Source organism: Bradyrhizobium sp. SBR1B (genome assembly GCF_014198205.1).
Classification (GTDB): Bacteria; Pseudomonadota; Alphaproteobacteria; order Rhizobiales; family Xanthobacteraceae; genus Bradyrhizobium.
On the sequence record NZ_JACIHC010000019.1, the window covers coordinates 28,363 to 43,799 of the forward strand.

At 64.0% G+C, this 15,437-nt stretch carries 15 protein-coding genes and 2 pseudogenes; 7 read left to right on the plus strand and 10 right to left on the minus strand.

Translation table 11 applies throughout. The features are described 5' to 3' along the window. Nucleotides 1–5: 5 nt before the first annotated feature. From GGD61_RS32750 to GGD61_RS32760, 3 genes are all read right to left on the minus strand, one after another. Nucleotides 6–677, minus strand: a complete 672-nt coding sequence (locus GGD61_RS32750) for an OmpA family protein (protein WP_177237379.1) — start codon at nt 675–677, stop codon at nt 6–8. Nucleotides 678–835: 158 nt separating this feature from the next. Continuing rightward, nucleotides 836–2,377 carry a caspase family protein gene (locus GGD61_RS32755; RefSeq protein ID WP_183231893.1) on the minus strand — a complete coding sequence of 514 codons (1,542 nt, stop codon included), beginning with the start codon at nt 2,375–2,377 and terminating at the stop codon, nt 836–838. Nucleotides 2,378–2,474: 97 nt separating this feature from the next. Beyond that, the gene (locus GGD61_RS32760; protein ID WP_183231894.1) at nt 2,475–2,744 is read right to left on the minus strand and encodes a hypothetical protein; all 270 of its coding nucleotides are present in this window, start codon (nt 2,742–2,744) and stop codon (nt 2,475–2,477) included. Nucleotides 2,745–2,755: 11 nt separating this feature from the next. On the opposite strand from GGD61_RS32760, the gene GGD61_RS32765 reads away from it, so the two are divergent. Next, nucleotides 2,756–3,562: an N-acyl homoserine lactonase family protein gene (locus GGD61_RS32765; protein WP_177237378.1), complete on the plus strand. Its 807-nt coding sequence runs from the start codon at nt 2,756–2,758 to the stop codon at nt 3,560–3,562. 130 nt (nt 3,563–3,692) lie between these two features. On the opposite strand, the pseudogene GGD61_RS41505 reads toward GGD61_RS32765, so the two are convergent. The 3 genes and pseudogenes from GGD61_RS41505 to GGD61_RS32775 form a co-directional block, all read right to left on the minus strand. Continuing rightward, nucleotides 3,693–3,776: pseudogene (locus tag GGD61_RS41505) on the minus strand (MarR family transcriptional regulator); the annotation flags it as partial. 86 nt (nt 3,777–3,862) lie between these two features. Continuing rightward, a pseudogene (locus GGD61_RS32770) lies at nt 3,863–4,583 on the minus strand (class I SAM-dependent methyltransferase). A gap of 90 nt (nt 4,584–4,673) precedes the next feature. After that, nucleotides 4,674–5,216: a MarR family winged helix-turn-helix transcriptional regulator gene (locus GGD61_RS32775; RefSeq protein ID WP_018321574.1), complete on the minus strand. Its 543-nt coding sequence runs from the start codon at nt 5,214–5,216 to the stop codon at nt 4,674–4,676. Between the two features lie 110 nt (nt 5,217–5,326). Here GGD61_RS32775 and GGD61_RS32780 point away from each other — a divergent pair, with 110 nt between their 5' ends. The 5 genes from GGD61_RS32780 to fahA all read left to right on the plus strand — a co-directional run bounded on the left by GGD61_RS32780 (nt 5,327) and on the right by fahA (nt 10,992). Then, on the plus strand, nt 5,327–6,943 hold the full coding sequence (locus GGD61_RS32780; RefSeq protein ID WP_092261375.1) for an FAD-dependent oxidoreductase: 1,617 nt from the start codon (nt 5,327–5,329) through the stop codon (nt 6,941–6,943). A gap of 8 nt (nt 6,944–6,951) precedes the next feature. Further along, nucleotides 6,952–7,182, plus strand: a complete 231-nt coding sequence (locus GGD61_RS32785) for a DUF2783 domain-containing protein (protein WP_092261374.1) — start codon at nt 6,952–6,954, stop codon at nt 7,180–7,182. A 25-nt stretch (nt 7,183–7,207) separates the two neighbouring features. Then, on the plus strand, nt 7,208–8,164 hold the full coding sequence (locus GGD61_RS32790) for an MBL fold metallo-hydrolase (RefSeq protein ID WP_092261373.1): 957 nt from the start codon (nt 7,208–7,210) through the stop codon (nt 8,162–8,164). 2 nt (nt 8,165–8,166) lie between these two features. Further along, nucleotides 8,167–9,513 (plus strand): homogentisate 1,2-dioxygenase, encoded by a 1,347-nt coding sequence (hmgA, locus tag GGD61_RS32795; RefSeq protein ID WP_177237377.1) that lies wholly within the window; start codon nt 8,167–8,169, stop codon nt 9,511–9,513. A 207-nt stretch (nt 9,514–9,720) separates the two neighbouring features. Beyond that, nucleotides 9,721–10,992 (plus strand): fumarylacetoacetase, encoded by a 1,272-nt coding sequence (gene fahA, locus GGD61_RS32800; RefSeq protein WP_092261371.1) that lies wholly within the window; start codon nt 9,721–9,723, stop codon nt 10,990–10,992. A 102-nt stretch (nt 10,993–11,094) separates the two neighbouring features. Here the strand turns inward: fahA and GGD61_RS32805 are convergent, their stop codons facing one another. Together GGD61_RS32805 and GGD61_RS32810 are read right to left on the minus strand one after the other, a co-directional pair. Next, nucleotides 11,095–11,406, minus strand: coding sequence for a DUF1272 domain-containing protein (locus GGD61_RS32805; RefSeq protein WP_018321568.1), 312 nt, complete (start codon nt 11,404–11,406; stop codon nt 11,095–11,097). 72 nt (nt 11,407–11,478) lie between these two features. Continuing rightward, complete coding sequence (locus tag GGD61_RS32810) at nt 11,479–11,958, minus strand: Lrp/AsnC family transcriptional regulator (RefSeq protein ID WP_026202578.1); 480 nt, start codon at nt 11,956–11,958, stop codon at nt 11,479–11,481. 123 nt (nt 11,959–12,081) lie between these two features. Here GGD61_RS32810 and hppD point away from each other — a divergent pair, with 123 nt between their 5' ends. Continuing rightward, nucleotides 12,082–13,197, plus strand: coding sequence for a 4-hydroxyphenylpyruvate dioxygenase (gene hppD / locus GGD61_RS32815; protein ID WP_092261370.1), 1,116 nt, complete (start codon nt 12,082–12,084; stop codon nt 13,195–13,197). Nucleotides 13,198–13,330: 133 nt separating this feature from the next. Here hppD and GGD61_RS32820 read toward each other — a convergent pair whose 3' ends face one another. Next, nucleotides 13,331–14,437, minus strand: coding sequence for a CaiB/BaiF CoA-transferase family protein (locus tag GGD61_RS32820; RefSeq protein ID WP_183231895.1), 1,107 nt, complete (start codon nt 14,435–14,437; stop codon nt 13,331–13,333). 196 nt (nt 14,438–14,633) lie between these two features. Beyond that, nucleotides 14,634–15,434 (minus strand): xanthine dehydrogenase family protein subunit M, encoded by an 801-nt coding sequence (locus GGD61_RS32825; RefSeq protein ID WP_092261368.1) that lies wholly within the window; start codon nt 15,432–15,434, stop codon nt 14,634–14,636. Between the last annotated feature and the right edge of the window lie 3 nt (nt 15,435–15,437).

Below are 15,437 nucleotides of genomic sequence, written 5' to 3' on the forward strand. Positions count from 1 at the left end.
CGTGCTCACTTCGATGCGGTGGTCTTGTTTTCCATGTTGACGACCTGCACGCGGCGGTTGGCCTCGGCCATCGGCTGGCTCGGATTCTTCAGCTTGCTCTTGCCGTAGCCGACGGTGACGAGGTCGGTGGCGGAGATGCTGTACTTGTCGACGAGGTAGCGCTTGATCGCATCCGCGCGGCGTTCCGACAGGTCCTGGTTGTAGGTTTCGCCGCCGGCGGCATCGGTGTGGCCGGCCACCACGAAGGTGGAGCCCTTTAGGTCCGGACTGGTCAGCGCGCGACCGAGCGCCTGCACGGATGGCATCGACTTGGCGCTGATATTGGCGGAGTTGTAGTCGAACGTGATTTCGAGATCGATGTTCGGCTTGTCCTTGGCGACCGATGCGATTTCCTCGCGCTCGGTCGAGGACAGCGAACGCGTCGAGCGGCCGCGCACCGACTGGATCAGCTTGCTCTCGGCGGCGTTCGGCGCGGGATCGGCCTGCGGGGCGATCGAGAGGCCGCGGGTCAGGGGCTTCTTGGCCGGCGGCGCCAGCGCGCGGACGATGTCGTCCTCGGTAACGTTCTTGCTGTTGCCGTCATCGCCGGCGAAGGCCGGCGAGGCCGGCAGCGACAGCGCAGCGCCAAGAGTGATGATGGACAGGATCGCGGTAAGTCCCTTTGCAGCCGATTTCATAGCCAGTCCCTCCTGCGCAGCGAGCTCGCGCGGTTCGAAAATTCCTGCCAAAGTTCCTGCAATGAGCCCCCCGGGGAAGGCCGCCTGCGGCATCCGTTCGTTAGTCTTCCCTGGGCCCCCAAGGTTCGAGGCGCCGCCTGCCTCAATTCAAAAAAATACTAGCGCACTCCGTAGCTTGCGAACTCCTGAACGATGTTCGGATCCATCGCTTTGGCATTGGCGATATCAAGCGCGCCTTCCTGGGCGGAGCCATTGCGCTGCTTGGCGAGGCCGCGCCCATAAAGCGAGGAGGTCAGACGCGGGTTGATCCTCAGGGCCGCATCGAAATCGGCGATGGCATTCTTGACCGCGCCCGATTTGAGGTTGACGAGCCCGCGGCTGTCCAGCGCGTCGACGAAGTTGGGCCGCAGCCGCAACGCCTCGTTGCAATCCTTCAGCGCGCCCTGGAGGTCGCCGACCACGGTGCGGGTCCAGCAGCGGTTGTTCAGCGCCTCGACATCCTTGGTGTTGATCCGGAGCGTGTCGTCGAAATCCTTGATGGCGAGGTTGTAGGCGCCCTTGCTGGCATAGACCTGGCCGCGCCGGTACAGCGCGTTCACGTCGTCCGGATTGGCGGCAATCTTGGAGGTCAGGCTCTTGATCGTGGGATCGTCGGCCAGCGCGGCGGCGCTCGGCCCGCTGTCCGTGCTCGGTGCCGGAGCGGGATCAATCGGCTTGACCGGCGGTGGCGGCGGTGGCGGCGGGGGCAGGGCGGCCTCGACCTGCGGCTTCGGCGTGGGGGCCGGCGCAGGCGCAGGAGGTGGAGAAGCAGGCGCGGGTGCCGCCGCGGTGTCGGCCGGCTTCGGCGGCGGAGGCGGTGTCGGCGCCGCGGGCGGTGACGGCGGCGGGTTGTTGGCGACCACCGGCGGCGGCGCGGGAGGCGTCGACGGTGCCGGACGCGATCCGCCGGCTCCCGGGCTAAACGAGAAATCTTCGGCCAATGAAGAGGATATCCAAGGCACCTGCTCGCCGCGCGAAGCCCGGGTGACGCCCATCTTGGTCCGGTTCAGCGTCTCCTCGGCCATCAGGTCGGGGACCCGGATTTCCTTCAGGAGCTCCTGGACGAACAGGCTGTGCTCGCCGCCGGCGTCGGAGACCACCGAGGCCAGCGCCGCCGAATACATCACCAGCGTTCCGTTCGGCGCGATCACCGGGGTCAGGCCGGCCGAGAAGCTGCGGAACCGGCGCTCGAACGGATTGCGCCTGCTAGCGTCGACCAGCGCGATCTTGACGCCGGCGCCGCGGGTGTTGAGCTCGCCGAGGACGGTCTCGAGGCTGAAACCGTCGCGGCGCACGTCGGATTCGGTCCAGATCTGCGCATCGATCGGCAGCATGTAGCTCTGGCGCGCCGACTGGATGCCGAAGCCGCTGAAGAACACCAGCGCCACCGATCCCGGCTTGATCTTGCCGTAGAGCTTGTCGAAGGCGCGGCGCATGCCGTCGCCGGTCAGATTCTCGCCGATCTCGACCGAAAAGCCGTCGCGCTTGAGCTCGTCGGCGACGTCACGGGCATCGTTGATCGGTTCCTTCAGCGGGGCATCCGCATCCGGATATTTGGCGTTGCCGATGACCAGCGCAAAGCGGTCACCGGCCGCAAGCGATGGGGCAGTCGGGACGAGCGAGACGAGCAAGGGCAGAAGAAGAAAGAAGCGAATTTTCATAATCAGCGCGGTCCAGCCAAAAAGGCGCCGTTCCCAGCTTGCGCCGCGGCGACCTTAACTTACGCTTCCTGCATTATCAAACCGGGGACGGGGGGCGTCAACTGCTTGGAGATTCGGCGTTATCGCGACGATTGACCGCAACGCCTGGGTGCGCCGCAGAACGGATAAACAGGCTGTCATGTTTGTGCTCGACGCGATCCGGCTCGATCTTACCGGCGGACGTTAGGACCTCCATGGCGCCGAAAATGTGATTGGTCTCACATTGAAAGGCCTGCCGCCGTGATGCGGCGCGGCGTTTGACCTTTGCAGCGGAGAATGGCTTGGTGCGCAGGATCGTGCCGAAGATCCACTCAGAAAAGCAAAGCAAAAGCAAAAACCATGGGAAACGCCTACGAGATTTACGCCCTGCGCTATGCGACGATGTCGCCGCGCACCCCCAGCATGAACTTCCTTCAGCCCGATCCGCATGACAGCGCGGCGCAGGACCTCGACTATTTCGTCTGGCTGATCCGCGGGGGCGGCCGCGACATCCTGGTCGACACCGGCTTCAATGCCGAGGAGGCGAGCGCGCGGGCGCGCAAGCTGACGCTCAATCCGGTCGATGCGCTGGAGCGCTTTGGCGTCGCGGCGTCAAGCATTCGCGACGTCATCGTGACGCATCTGCATTACGACCACGCCGGCAATCTCGATCGCTTCCAGAATGCGCGCTTCCACCTCCAGGAGCGCGAGATGGCCTACGCGACCGGGCGCTGCATGTGCAACGGACTGCTGCGACATCCGTTCTCGGTCGAGCACGTCACGCAGATGGTGCGCCACGTCTATGGCGAGCGCGTCAATTTCTATTCGGGCGACGGCGAAGTCGCGCCCGGCGTCACCGTGCATCGCGTTGGCGGCCATTCGGACGGCTTGCAGGTGGTCAAGGTGGAGACCGCGCGCGGGCCGGTGGTGCTGGCATCCGATGCTGCGCATTACTACGCCAATCTGCAGCGCAAGAGCCCGTTCCCGATCGTCTACAATGTCGGCGACATGGCGGTGGGTTGGGAGACGATCGAGCGTCTCGCCGGCCATCCTGACAGGTTCATTCCCGGCCATGATCCGATCGTGACGGAAATTTATCCGCGCGCCAGCGACAAGGTCGACGCCTGGGCGCTGCATCTGCCGCCGTCGCGGTCGTTTGCGAAGTGAGGGCGAAGCCGTCATTCCGGGGCGCGCGAAGCGCGAACTATGGTGCGCAGTTGCGCACCTGAGAATCGCGCGCCACAATCTCTGGATTCCAGGTTCGCCGCTTTGCGGCGCCCCGGAATGACAGCGTCGGCTAATACGCCTGCTTGGCGTCGGCCTCTTTGCTGGTCTGGATCAGATCGAGACTCGCTTCGATCTCGCCGAGCCGGATCGAGAGCGCCGGGTTTGAGTCTCGATCGGCAATTCCGGTCTGACCTTTTCTTCGGACGTGTGCGGTCTCCGAGACGGGCGGCAGATATGGTTTCAGCGAGTGCCGGCAGGATCCACACAAGCAACGATATCGCGGGGAGATTTTCGAGCCGCTAGCTCCGGGGGAGAGAATATCGCCAGGTATCCTCCGTCCCCTGCGAGCTTATATGTGGCGACCTCGGCGATAGCCGACGGCAGTTAATTCGCAGCGCAAGAGCGCAATTGGCATGCCATGCTTCGACGTCGGAAGCTCAAGATCGACAATTCCGACCCGCGCACCCTGCTTCAAGGCGGGCGCGAGATTGTAGAGGAAGGCATAGGGTTGGGCTATCTCGTGATACATATGCGCAAGGATTACTGCATCCAGTGAAGAAGCGGGCAGACGCGGGTCGTGGGGTTCGCCGAGCGCGAATTGCACGTTCGTCAACTTCAGAAGTTTTGTTCGCCTAGCGAGTTCGACGAGGTAATCCCGCGTGACGTCCTGGGCAACGACAGAGCCGGCGGGTCCGACGAGGTGTGAGAGCCTGACCGTGTAGTAGCCACTGCCTGCTCCAATGTCACCGACTGTCACACCTGGTTTCAGTTCAAGAACGCGTGCGATTTGACCGGCCTCATTGAGGGCGTCGCGGCGCTCCTCGGAGGAGCGGCGCGGGCTGACGATTCGTGCGACAGGGCGCTGCGGTGAGGGAAACTCGTTTGCAGCGACTCCGGGGGGAGCCAGATAACCCATGTCAACGGCGTATGCGCGAGTTGCAGCAAAGGCCACAAGTAGCATCGCTATATTCGCCACTGCCGTCACGGGCCTACCAAGCTTTCTCAACCGGACTCCCAAAAGCCGACGTCTGCGCCTCCATGAGTACGCGTCCTAATACGCCTCTTTCGCGTCGGCCTCTTCGCTGGTCTGGATCAGATCGAGATTCGCTTCGATTTTGCCGAGCAGCACCGAGAGCTGCTTGCGCTCCTGCGCGGAGAGGCAGGCGAGGATTTCGTCTTCCCGCCGCAGCAGCTGCGGGAACAGCTCTTCGTAGAGCGCGCGGCCCTTCTTCGTCAGTTGCAGGCGGAATTCGCGGCGGTCGGCTTCGTTCTCGACCCGCTCGATCAGATCCTCGTTGAGCAGCGCAGTCACCGCGCGGCTGATGGTGGATTTGTGCGTGCGGGTGCATTGCGCGATGTACTGCGCGCTACACGCATCGTTGCGGAACCCGAGCGTGGCGATCACGCGCCAGGCCGGAATGTCGAGACCATGCCGTTCCTGGTATTCGACCGCGAGCGCGGAACTGACTTCCGCTGCGAGCCGGTTGAGGCGGAACGGCACGAACTTGAACAGGTCGAGCCGTGCCTTTGGCCGCACGGAGGCCTCGTCGGCTTCGCGTGCCTTCAGTGCGATGTCGCTGGATGTCCTCGCCAAGGCGCGCGCTCCGAATTCCAGTTGACGGCCGGCCGGCTCCGGTCCAAAATAGTTGCACGTGAGACTATCTAGCAGATCAGGCCTCTCCTGACCAGAGCCGAGGTTCGAGTATGGCGCAGGCCACGACCTATCAGGCCAAAGCCCAGTTCGGCTATCGCCGCCATGCCGATCAGGACCGCGCCGGCCAAGGCCCGGCCGAGCATCCGGTCGTGGTTGTCGGCGCCGGCCCGGTCGGGCTGTCGCTCGCGATCGACCTTGCCCAGCGCGGCCAGCGCGTCGTCCTTCTGGACGATGCCGACCGCATCGGTGAAGGCTCGCGCGCGATCTGCTTCTCGAAGCGGTCGCTGGAATATTGGGACCGGCTCGGCGTCGGCGACCGCATGGTCGCCAAGGGTGTGGTGTGGAGCGTCGGCCGGATCTTCCACGGGGAGTCCCTGCTCTACCAGTTCAACCTCCTGCCCGAGGACGGCCACAAGCGGCCCGCCTTCATCAATCTCCAGCAATACTACGCCGAAGCCTATCTGGTCGATCGTATCAGCGATCTACCCGAGATCGACTTGCGCTGGCGCAACAAGGTGACGGCGCTGGAGCAGCGCAACGATTCCGTCGCATTGACGATCGAAACCCCGGAGGGCGCCTACCATTTGCATGCGCAATATGTGATCGCCTGCGACGGCGCGCGCTCTTCGCTGCGGCAGATGGTCGGCGCCGAGTTCGCGGGGCAGGTGTTCGAGGACCAGTTCCTGATCGCCGACGTCAAAATGACCGCGGAATTCCCGACCGAGCGCTGGTTCTGGTTCGATCCGCCGTTCCATGCGGGACGTTCCGCCTTGCTGCACCGGCAGCCCGACGATGTCTGGCGCATCGACCTCCAGCTCAATCGCTACGCCGATCCCGTGGTCGAGAAGAAGCCGGAGAACGTGCGGCCGCGGATCGCGCGCATGCTCGGCCACGACAAGTTCGAGTTCGAGTGGATCTCGCTCTACAAATTCCAGTGTCGGCGGATGGACCGGTTCATCCATGGCCGTGTGATTTTTGCCGGCGATTCCGCGCATCAGGTTTCGCCATTCGGTGCCCGCGGCGCCAATTCCGGGCTCGAGGACGCGGAAAATCTGTCCTGGAAGCTCGATCGCGTGCTGCGGGGCACCTCGCCCGCAAGCCTGCTCGAGAGCTATCACGCCGAGCGCAGCCTGGCGGCCGACGAGAACATCCGCGAGTCGACGCGCTCGACCGATTTCATGGCGCCGAACTCGCATCAGGAAGCGCGGCTGCGCAAGGCGGTGCTGTCGCTGGCCAAGGAGACCGAGTTTGGCAAGCGCATGGTCAATGGCGGACGGCTGTCGGTGCCGTGCAGCTACGACACGCCGTTGTCGTCGCCGGATGCAGATGTGTGGGGCGGCGGACCCTCTCCCGGCTGCTCCATGCTCGATGCGCCAATTGCCGAGCAGGCCTATCTGACGGACGCCTTCCGCAAGGGTGGAACGGACTTCACCCTGCTCTCGTTCAGCAATGGCGCGGCGATTGATGTGCCCGATGGCCTCAAGAATGTTCGCATCGGTGGCGAGGGCGGACTTGCCGATCCCTCGGGCCTCGTCGCAAAGCGCTACGACGCCGCGCCGGGCGTTGCCTATCTGCTCAGGCCCGATGGCTATGTCGCCGCGCGCTTCCGCCATCCGACGCGCGCCGCGATCGCGGCGGCGTTGTCGCAGGCTCAAGGTCTCAATTGAGGTTTCGCATGCCGTTGTCTACCAGCTCCAACTTTGCGCGGCCGGACGATGCCTTTCGCGCCATCGTCGAAGCGCATCGCGGGTTCACCGAGGAACAAAGCGCTGATTTCGACGCGGCACTGGTGCTGATCCTCGCCAACCATATCGGCGACATCGGTGTGCTGCGTGAGGCGATCGAGCTTGCCAAGCGCCGTATGATCGACGGCCAGCAGCAACAACAACAGCAGCAACAACAATAACCCAAAAGACTCAAAGGACGAATTGATGGCGAAGAACTTCGCATCCACCGGTGACCTCTCGGAAAAGAAAATCACCTTCTCCGAGATCGGCACCGATCTCTATGCCTTTACCGCCGAGGGCGATCCGAACACCGCCGTCATCGTCGGCGACGACGGCTGCCTGGTATTCGACGCGCAGGCGACGCCGGCGATGGCGAACAAGGTGATCGAGCGCGTCCGCACCGTGACCGACAAGCCGATCAAGTACGTCGTGCTGTCGCACTATCACGCCGTGCGCGTGCTAGGGGCCTCCGCCTACAAGGCGCAAGGCATCGTCGCCTCGCAGGAGACCTATCGGCTGATCGAGGAGCGCGGCAAGCAGGATTGGGATTCCGAGTACGGCCGCTTCCCGCGGCTGTTCCAGGACGCCCAAAGCATCCCCGGCCTGACCTGGCCGACGCTGACCTTCGAAGGCGAGATGTCGATCTATCTCGGCAAGCGCGAGGTGCGGCTGATGCAGCTCGGGGCCGGCCACACCTCCGGCGATATCGTCGCCTGGGTGCCCGATGCCGAAGTGATGTTCTCCGGCGATCTCATCGAATATCACTCGGCCTGCTATTGCGGCGACGCGCATTTGCGCGAATGGCCGCTGACGCTGAACGAGATCCGCAACTTCAATCCCAAGGCGATCGCGCCGGGCCGCGGCGATGCGCTCAACGGCACCGCCACGGTGCGCGAAGCCATCGCGATGACCCGCGATTTCGTCACCTCGCTCTATGGCGCAGCCGAAATCTCGGTGGCCAAGGGGCGCACGCTGAAGGAATCGATGGCGGCGACCCGCGAGGTGATGGATCCGAAATTCCACAGCTTCGCCATCTACGAGCACTGCCTGCCGTTCAACGTGTCGCGTGCCTATGACGAGGCGTCCGGGATCGACGATCCCGTGATCTGGACCGACAAGCGCGACCAGGACATGTGGGCAGCCCTGCAAGGAGGAGGATAGTGATGAACATCAACACCTCGCCCGATCAGATCATCCGAAGCTCGGCGCAGGTGACGCCGGGCTACATGTCCGGCTTCGGCAACAGCTTCGAGACCGAAGCGCTGCCGGGCGCGCTGCCGATCGGGCGCAACTCGCCGCAGCGCTGCGCCTACGGGCTCTACGCCGAGCAATTGTCCGGCTCGCCCTTCACCGCGCCGCGCGGCACCAATGAGCGCTCCTGGCTCTATCGCATCCGCCCCTCGGTGAAGCATTCCGGCCGCTTCGAGAAAGCAGATGCCGGCCTGTGGCGTTCGGCGCCGTGCCATGAATACGATCTGCCGATCGCGCAGATGCGCTGGGACCCGACGCCGCTTCCGAAGGAAGAGGTCACCTTCGTGCAGGGCGTGCAAACCATGACGACGGCGGGCGATGTTAATACGCAGGCCGGCATGGCCGCGCATGTCTATCTCATCACCAAATCGATGGTGGACCAGCATTTCTACAATGCCGACGGCGAGCTGATGTTCGTGCTGCAGCAGGGCAATCTTCGTCTCGTCACCGAGTTCGGCCGCATCGATGCCGAGCCCGGCGAGATCGTCGTGATCCCGCGCGGCGTCAAATTCCGCGTCGAGATTCCGAACGGGCCGGCGCGCGGCTATCTCTGCGAGAACTACGGTGGTGCGTTCACGCTGCCGGAGCGCGGGCCGATCGGCGCCAATTGCCTCGCCAACGCCCGCGACTTCCTCACCCCCGTCGCGCATTACGAGGACAAGGACACGCCGACCGAGCTCTACGTGAAATGGGGCGGGGCGCTGTTCAAGACGACCTTGCCGCATTCGCCGATCGATGTCGTCGCCTGGCACGGCAATTACGCGCCCTACAAATACGATCTGCGCACCTTCTCGCCGGTCGGCGCGATCGGCTTCGATCATCCCGATCCCTCGATCTTCACGGTTCTCACTTCGCCGTCGGAGACGGCGGGCACCGCGAATATCGACTTCGTGATCTTCCCCGAGCGCTGGATGGTCGCCGACAACACCTTCCGGCCGCCCTGGTACCACATGAACATCATGAGCGAGTTCATGGGCCTGATCTACGGCGTCTACGATGCCAAGCCGCAAGGCTTCGTCCCCGGCGGCATCTCCTTGCACAATTGCATGCTGCCGCACGGCCCCGATCGCGACGCCTTCGAGCACGCCAGCAACGGTGAATTGAAGCCGGTGAAGCTGACGGGGACGATGGCCTTCATGTTCGAGACCCGCTATCCGCAGCGCGTCACCGCGCATGCGGCGAACTCCTCCACGCTGCAGGATGATTACGCGGATTGCTGGAAGGGACTCGAGAAGCGGTTCGATCCAAGCAAGCCGTAGCTTTCTACCCTCCCCTGGAGGGGAGGGTCGCTACGCATGCAGCGAAGCGGAATGCGTAGCGGGGTGGGGTGACAGTCTCTCCGCAAGGAACACTGCCCGCGTTGAGAGATCACCCCACCCCGTCTCATATTTCGCTGCGCTCAATATGAGCCGTCCCTCCCCCTCCAGGGGAGGGTGACACCCTCACCGCTGCGCCACGGGAAACCCATGCCCCACCCCAACGACCCCAGCCTCCGCTCCTTCATCGAGATCGATTCCGCCTCCGACTTCCCGATCCAGAACCTGCCCTACGGCGTGTTCTCGACGGCGGCCAATCCGACGCCGCGCGTCGGTGTCGCGATCGGCGATTACGTGCTCGATCTCTGGGAGCTCGAGCAGGAATCCCGCCTCGATGTCGGCCCGCTCGGGGTGTTCTCCGGGCCCTCGCTCAATCCCTTCATGACGCTGGGGCCAAAGGTCTGGGCCAAGACCCGGGCGCGGATCAGTGAGCTTCTGCGGGCCGATCATCCTGAGCTGCGTGACAATGGGGAACTGCGTAGCCGCGCGCTCGTGCCGATGCGCGATGCCAGGCTGCATCTGCCGTTCGCCGTCTCCGGCTATACCGATTTCTATTCGTCGAAGGAGCACGCCACCAATGTCGGCGTGATGTTCCGCGGCAAGGACAATGCGCTGCAGCCAAACTGGCTGCATATGCCGATCGCCTATAACGGCCGCGCCTCGACTGTGGTGGTTTCAGGCACCAAGGTGAAGCGGCCGCGCGGGCAGCTGAAGCCGCCGAATGTCGAGGTGCCGAGCTTCGGGCCCTGCAAGCGGCTCGATTTCGAGCTGGAGATGGGCGTCGTGATCGGCCAATCCTCGCCGATGGGCGGCATGCTGAGCGAGCAACAGGCGGAAGAGATGATCTTCGGCTTCGTGCTGCTCAACGACTGGAGCGCGCGCGATATCCAGCAATGGGAATATGTGCCGCTCGGTCCGTTCCTGGCCAAAGCGTTCGCGACCTCGATCAGCCCGTGGGTGGTGACGCGCGAGGCGCTGGAGCCGTTCCGCCTGATTGGACCGGAGCAGCAGCCGGTGCCGCTCGATTATCTCAGGCAGGACAGGCCGCAGAATTACGATGTCGAGCTCGACGTCTCCTTGCGCGCCGCCGGCGCCAACGCGCCCGCCAGCATCAGCCGCACCAATTTCAAGTACATGTATTGGTCCTCGGTGCAGCAGCTCATGCACCACGCTTCCTCCGGCTGCGCCATGAATGTCGGCGACCTCTTAGGGTCCGGCACCATCTCCGGTCCCGAGAAGAACCAGCGCGGCAGCTTGCTCGAGATCAGCTGGAACGGCACCGAGCCGGTTGAATTGCCCGGCGGCGCCAAGCGCTCCTTCCTGGAAGACGGCGACAGCCTCGTGATGCGCGGCTGGTGCCAGGGGAATGGCTATCGCGTCGGCTTCGGCGAGGTGGAAGGGACGATTTTGGCGGCGGAGTGATTGCGGCGCGCTCCGGTCTCGTAGGGTGGGCAAAGCGAAGCGTGCCCACCATATCGATGACGTGGGCACGGCGCTAACGCGCCTTTGCCCACCCTACGAGATCTACCGCTTCTCCGGCGGCACGTCCCGTATCCGCGCGCAATGTGCCGCGACGTCCTCGACGCTGTATTTCAAATGCACCCGCTTGTCCGACGGCACCTGCTTGCTCGTGCACACGCCCGGCCGCCATTCCTGCGTCGGCCTGATCGGGCGTGGCGCAAAACCGCCGCCGCAGTTCGGGCAGACGTTGGAGAGTTTCGTCTCGACGCAATCCGCACAGAACGTGCATTCGTAGGAGCAGATCCGCGCATCAATTGCATCGGGCGGCAGGTCGCGGTCGCAATATTCGCAGTTCGGTCGAAGCTGGAGGGCCATGGCTGAATCTCCGGATTGGCTGGGATCATCGCAGATCGCGCGGGAAGCGCGAATGACGTAGTTCCCTCGATTTCAGCCGGCCTTGATCTCCCTGAGCGGCAATCGCGAGCTCTCCTTCAGCCTGTCGAGCACGATGGAAGAGCGCACATGCGCCACGCTCTGATGCGGCATCAAGACGTCGTTGACGAGGTTGGAGAGCCCCTTGAGATCGCGCAGCACCGCCTTCAGCACGTAGTCGGCGTCACCGGTGAGCGAATAGGCCTCCTGAATCTCGTCGATACGGCCAACCAATGCGCGAAACCGCTTCGAGTTATCCGGCGAGTGAGTCGCGAGCGTCACCTGGATGAAGGCGACCACGCCGAAGCCGAGTGCCTCGCTGGAGAGATCGGCGTGATAGCCCGCGATCACCTTCTCCTCCTCCAGCCGCATCCGCCGGCGCGAGCATTGCGAGGCCGAAAGCCCCGCGAGGTCGGCGAGCTCCTGGTTGGTGAGGCGGCCATCGTCCTGGAGCGCGCCCAGGATCCTGAGGTCGAAGGCGTCAACCGAAATCATGCGTTGTTTGTCCATTTCATGCACGGATCGTGCATATGATACTCAAAGGCCGTTCCGTTTGCACGCTCATTGCGGGCTCCATGAAGGATAGTTCCTCCCAGCAGCAATTTGGGAGAGCCGTCTATGGGACCGTTTCCGCACGATGCACCGCCGGCCACTGTTAGCGCCGACAATCCGATGGGCACCGACGGGTTCGAATTCGTCGAATATGCGCATCCCAATCCAGAAGAGCTGCATGCGCTGTTCAAGCTGATGGGCTATGCGCCCGTCGCGCGCCACAAGACCAAGAAGATCACGGTCTACCGCCAGGGCGACATCAACTATCTCCTCAACGAGGAGCCCGGCAGCCACGGTTACGAGTTCGTTGCCACGCACGGGCCCTGCGCCCCCTCGATGGCGTTCCGCGTCGTCGATGCGAAGGCGGCCTATGACCGCGCGATTTCGCTCGGTGCGGAGCCTGCCGATGTGTCATCGGCGCAGAAGACGCTCGACGTGCCCGCGATCAAGGGCATCGGCGGCAGCCTGCTCTATCTGGTCGACCGCTACGGTGCCAAAGGTTCGGCCTATGATGCCGAGTTCGAATGGCTCGGCGCACGCGATCCGCGGCCTGCCGGCGCTGGCCTGTTCTATCTCGACCATCTCACCCACAACGTCCACCGCGGCCGCATGGATGTCTGGGCCGGCTTCTACGAGAAGCTATTCAACTTCCGCCAGATCCGCTTCTTCGACATCGAGGGCCGCGCCTCCGGACTGTTCTCCCGCGCGCTGACCAGCCCGGATGGCAAGATCCGGATTCCGATCAACGAGGATGCCGGCGATTCCGGCCAGATCGAGGAATATCTGAAGACCTATCGCGGCGAGGGCATCCAGCACATCGCCTGCGGCTGCCGCGATATCTACCGCACCATCGAAGACCTGCGTGACGCCGGTCTGCCGTTCATGCCGCCGCCGCCCGAGACTTATTTCGAGCGGATCGACGCGCGTCTGCCCAAGCATGGCGAGGACCTCGCGCGTCTCCAGAAGAACGGCATCCTGATCGACGGCGAAGGCGTGGTCGAGGGCGGCCAGACCAAGGTGCTGCTCCAAATCTTCTCGGCCAACGCGATCGGCCCGATCTTCTTCGAGTTCATCCAGCGCAAGGGCGACGACGGGTTCGGCGAGGGCAATTTCAAGGCCCTGTTCGAATCGATCGAGGAGGATCAGATCCGGCGCGGGGTTTTGAAGGTGGATGCGGCGTAGGTTCTAGCCTCACGCACACTGCCGTAGGGTGGGCAAAGCGAAGCGTGCCCACGTCCTGCCCAGTTGATGCGAAGACGTGGGCACGGCGCTGCGCGCCCTTGCCCACCCTACGCGACCTTTGTCCGGGTGAGACTTACCTCTTCCACGCCTGCATCACCGCGCCGATTTCCGCCGGCTCCGGCTCACGCACCGCCGACGGTGTCCGCGAGAAGCGCGGCGCCGGGGCGGGCTGCTTCACGCCGTGGCGCTCGACGAACACGTTGCGGGCGACCATGTGCGGATGCTGGGTTGCTTCCGACATGGTCAGCACCGGCGCGAAGCAGATGTCGGTGCCTTCCATGATCTTGCACCAGTCCTCGCGCGTCTTGCTCTTGAACACGGACTTCAGCTTCTCCTTCAGCGCCGGCCAGGCCTTGGGGTTCATCTGCGCGTCGAAATCGGCATCCGTCAGGCCCGCATGCTCGCGCAGCAGCGCGTAGAACTGCGGCTCGATCGAGCCGATCGAGACGAAATGGCCGCAGGCGCATTCATAGACGCCGTAAAAATGCGCGCCGCCGTCGAGGAAGTTCTGGTTGCGCCCCTCGGTCCAGCGGCCCAGCGTCGTCATGTCGAAGAAGAACGACATCAGCGAGGCCGCCCCGTCGCACATCGCGGCATCGACGACCTGGCCCTTGCCGGATCGCTGCGCTTCCAGCAGGGCTGCGAGCACGCCGACGACGAGATAAAGCGCGCCGCCGCCGAAATCGCCGACCAGATTGAGCGGCGGCACCGGCGCTTCCTTCGTGCCGATGGCCGCGAGCGCGCCGGTGATGGAGATGTAATTGATGTCGTGGCCGGCCGCGTTGGCGAGCGGGCCTTCCTGGCCCCAGCCGGTCATGCGGCCATAGACCAGTTTGGGATTGCGAGCGAGCACGACGTCCGGCCCGAGCCCGAGCCGCTCCATCACGCCGGGACGAAAGCCCTCGACCAGCGCATCGGCGCTGGCAAGCAGTTCGAGCACCTCTGCGATCGCCGCCTTGTCCTTCAGGTCGAGCTCGATCACCTTGCGGCCGCGTCCCGCCACCGACTTCATGCTCTTCTTCGCGCCGACCCGGTCGAGCGTGACGACGTCGGCGCCCATGTCCGCCAGCATCATGCAGGCGAACGGGCCAGGGCCGATGCCAGCGAATTCGACGATGCGGAAGCCCGAGAGCGGGCCGGAGGCGCGGACGGTCGAGGTGGGCGCTGATTTATCGAGCACGTTGTTGTTTCCTCGGGTCGCGGGCGGATGCCGATGGTTCGGTATCGCCGCTGACATTATTCTTGGAGCGAGTTAATCGGCTGATTAACTTTTCTCGCCTTCATGCCAGCGAGGCAAGCGCTTTTGATGCCGCACCGCCAAAATAAAACGGCGCGCACCGAAGTGCGCGCCGCGGAAAATTTGTGTCGAGGCGCTATCAGCGCGCCGCGGCCACCGCGCGCTGCGCCATTACCTTGATGAGGTTGGCGCGGTACTCGGCAGTGCCGTGGATGTCAGCCAGCAATCCGCTCGCCGAAATGCTGACGCCATCGATCGCCGACGGCGACCAGTTCGCTTTCAGCGCGGCTTCAATCGCGGGCACCCGCATCACACCGGATTGCGAGGCACCAGTCGCGGCGACGCGAACCTCGCCCGATTTGGTCTGCGCGACGAACACGCCGGTCAGCGCAAAGCGCGAGGCCGGATGCCGCATCTTCTCGTAGCCTGCTTTCGCCGGCACCGGGAACGACACGGCGGTGATGATCTCGCCGTCTTCGAGCGCCGTGGTGAACAGGCCCTGGAAGAAGTCCTCGGCCGAGATCGACCGCTTGTTGGTCTTCACGGTGGCGCCGAGTGCGAGCAATGCAGCGGGGAAATCCGCGGCGGGATCGTTGTTGGCGATCGAGCCGCCGATCGTACCGCGGTAACGCACGGCAGGGTCGCCGAGCACCGAGGTGAGATAGGCGATCGCAGGAATCGCCTTCTTCACATCGGCATTGGTCATGATGTCGTAATAGATCGTGGCGGCCTTGATGGTCAGCGTGTCGCCCGACAATTCGACGCCCTGCAGCTCCTTGATCTTGCCGAGGTCGATCACGTCGGACGGGCTTGCGAGGCGCTGCTTCATCACAGGCAGCAGCGTCTGGCCGCCGGCAAGGAACTTGGACTCGCTGCCCTTGGCGAACAGGCTTGCAGCCTCGTCGACCGAGGAAGCGCGATGATAGGTGGTCTGGTACATCTT

Bases quoted from the DNA above. Each gene is read 5' to 3' on its own strand.
- GGD61_RS32780 (WP_092261375.1), top strand. From the start codon at position 5,327: ATGGCGCAGGCCACGACCTATCAGGCCAAAGCCCAGTTCGGCTATCGC.
- fahA (WP_092261371.1), top strand. From the start codon at position 9,721: ATGCCCCACCCCAACGACCCCAGCCTCCGCTCCTTCATCGAGATCGAT.
- GGD61_RS32755 (WP_183231893.1), bottom strand. From the start codon at position 2,377: ATGAAAATTCGCTTCTTTCTTCTTCTGCCCTTGCTCGTCTCGCTCGTC.
- GGD61_RS32750 (WP_177237379.1), bottom strand. From the start codon at position 677: ATGAAATCGGCTGCAAAGGGACTTACCGCGATCCTGTCCATCATCACT.
- GGD61_RS32810 (WP_026202578.1), bottom strand. From the start codon at position 11,958: ATGATTTCGGTTGACGCCTTCGACCTCAGGATCCTGGGCGCGCTCCAG.
- GGD61_RS32805 (WP_018321568.1), bottom strand. From the start codon at position 11,406: ATGGCCCTCCAGCTTCGACCGAACTGCGAATATTGCGACCGCGACCTG.
- GGD61_RS32790 (WP_092261373.1), top strand. From the start codon at position 7,208: ATGGCGAAGAACTTCGCATCCACCGGTGACCTCTCGGAAAAGAAAATC.
- GGD61_RS32785 (WP_092261374.1), top strand. From the start codon at position 6,952: ATGCCGTTGTCTACCAGCTCCAACTTTGCGCGGCCGGACGATGCCTTT.
- GGD61_RS32825 (WP_092261368.1), bottom strand. From the start codon at position 15,434: ATGTACCAGACCACCTATCATCGCGCTTCCTCGGTCGACGAGGCTGCA.
- hmgA (WP_177237377.1), top strand. From the start codon at position 8,167: ATGAACATCAACACCTCGCCCGATCAGATCATCCGAAGCTCGGCGCAG.
- hppD (WP_092261370.1), top strand. From the start codon at position 12,082: ATGGGACCGTTTCCGCACGATGCACCGCCGGCCACTGTTAGCGCCGAC.
- GGD61_RS32765 (WP_177237378.1), top strand. From the start codon at position 2,756: ATGGGAAACGCCTACGAGATTTACGCCCTGCGCTATGCGACGATGTCG.